This is a genomic window from Rhizobacter sp. (assembly GCF_031412075.1).
Lineage (GTDB): Bacteria > Pseudomonadota > Gammaproteobacteria > Burkholderiales > Burkholderiaceae_C > Rhizobacter.
The window spans coordinates 1-2,016 of sequence record NZ_JANOCG010000469.1; the positions used below are offsets into that span (position 1 = coordinate 1).

Consider the following 2,016-nt stretch of genomic DNA (forward strand, 5'->3'; position numbering starts at 1 on the left):
TTCCAGCGCTCCTTCAATCTCCAGCCCACCAGCGAGGCGTTGCTGATGCTGGTGGCGGAAATGGATGACGCGGTGGTCACCATCGCCGGCACCACGGCGAGCATCGACAAGGATGGCCTGGTCACGGTGGTGTCGCTGGTGGGCGCGCCTGCGGGTGCGAGCTTCGTGGCGCAGGGTGGGCGTCTGCACCTGGCCCTGGCGCCTGATGCCAAGCCGCGCCGCTTCGAGCTCATCCATGGCCGTGGCGAGAAGGCGACGATCACCGCCGCGGTAGCGGCCTACGCGCCCACGCCGCGCGATCTCGCGGACCACACCAAGGGCGGCGCGCCGCGCTGGGGCAAACCGCTGACCACCACGCTGACCGAGGGCACCGGAGATGGTCCCTACGTGATCGACACCATCGCGGTGCCGTATGAGAACGCGTGGAAATCCTACATGCGCACCAGCGGCTTCGATTTCTTCCCCGACGGTCGGGCCGCCATCTGCACCATGGATGGCGACGTGTGGATCGTCGCCCATTTCGCCAAGGGCGAGACCCCGACCTGGCAGCGTTTCGCCACCGGCATGTTCCAGCCGCTCGGGCTGAAGATCGTCGATGGCCTGGTGCACGTGCTCGGCCGCGAGCAGCTCACCGTGCTGCACGACCGCAATGCTGATGGCGAGGCCGACTTCTACCAGAACCTCAACAACGACTGCGTGGTGACCAACAACTACCATGAGTTCGCGCTCGACCTGCAGACCGACCGCGCCGGCAACTTCTACTATGCCAAGGGTTCGCCGTGGCCGCCCAACGTCACCAGTCCTCACCAGGGCTGCATGATGAAGGTCGCCAAGGATGGCTCGAAGCTCGAGGTGATCGCCACCGGATTGCGTGCACCAAATGGCCTGGGCATGGGGCCGAATGATGAACTGACCTTCAGCGACAACCAGGGCCACTGGATGCCGGCGTGCAAGGTGAGCTGGGTGAAACCGGGCGGCTTCTATGGCATGGTTCCCGCCGCCCACCGTGAAACGGCGCCGACCGATTTCGACAAACCGCTGTTCTGGCTGCCCATGCAGATGGACAACAGCAGCGGTGGTGAGGGCTGGGTCAGCGGCAGCAAATGGGGACCGTTCGACGGCCAACTGCTGCACACCTCGTATGGCAAAGGCACGTTCTTCATCTGCTATCACGAGGAGGTGAACGGGAAGATGCAGGGCGGCGCCGTCAAACTGCCGCTGAACTTCGTCTCCGGCGTGATGCGCATCCGTCAGCATCCGCTCGATGGTCAGGTCTATGTCGCCGGCATGCGCGGCTGGCAGACCAGCGGCACCCAGCCGGGCGCCTTCCAGCGCGTGCGCTGGACCGGCAAGCCGGCCAACCTGCCGAAGACCATCCGCACCCGCAAGGACGCCATCGAGATCACCTTCACCGACGCCTTGGCCAAGGATGCGGCCTCGCCTGACAATCTCGCTATCGAGGCGTGGAACTATAAGTGGTCGGGCAACTACGGCTCGCCGGAGCTCAAGCCGTCCGACGGCAAGACCGGGCACGATACCATCGTGCCAAGCGCGGTGACGCTTTCGGCGGATGGTCGCACCATCACCGTGGGCATCCCTGGGCTCAAGCCGATCGATCAGCTCAAGATCACCTACAAGCTGGAGACTGCGGCGGGTGAGATGGCGAGCAATGTGATCTATTACACGATCAATGCGGTGCCGTAGCGGAGCGCTACGGCGTGCGAAGTGCGATGTGCGAGGTGCGAAGTTGAGTGCCTGGAGATCCCAGTGGTCAGCAACGGTCGTCGAGTAAGGCGACCGTTCACAAAAAGAACTTCGCACCTCGCACCTCGCACCTCGCACCTCGCACCTCGCACCTCGCACCGCGCACCGCGCACCGCGCGATCTGACATCTTCAACGCCGTAACTTGAGCCAGAAGCTCCGGCCTTCCTGATAGACCTGGACCACCAGCTCGCGTCGCTCCGCCAGGGCGGCGGCGTCGTCGGTGGTGCGTAGTTGGCCCTGGATGCGTTCAT

Annotated in this window: 1 protein-coding gene; it reads left to right on the forward strand. The window is 64.4% G+C overall.

All coding sequences use genetic code 11. From position 1 onward, the window contains the following. On the forward strand, nucleotides 1-1,704 hold a 1,704-nt coding region (locus RMO40_RS17760), incomplete at its 5' end, for a hypothetical protein (protein WP_309724277.1). Between the last annotated feature and the right edge of the window lie 312 nt (nucleotides 1,705-2,016).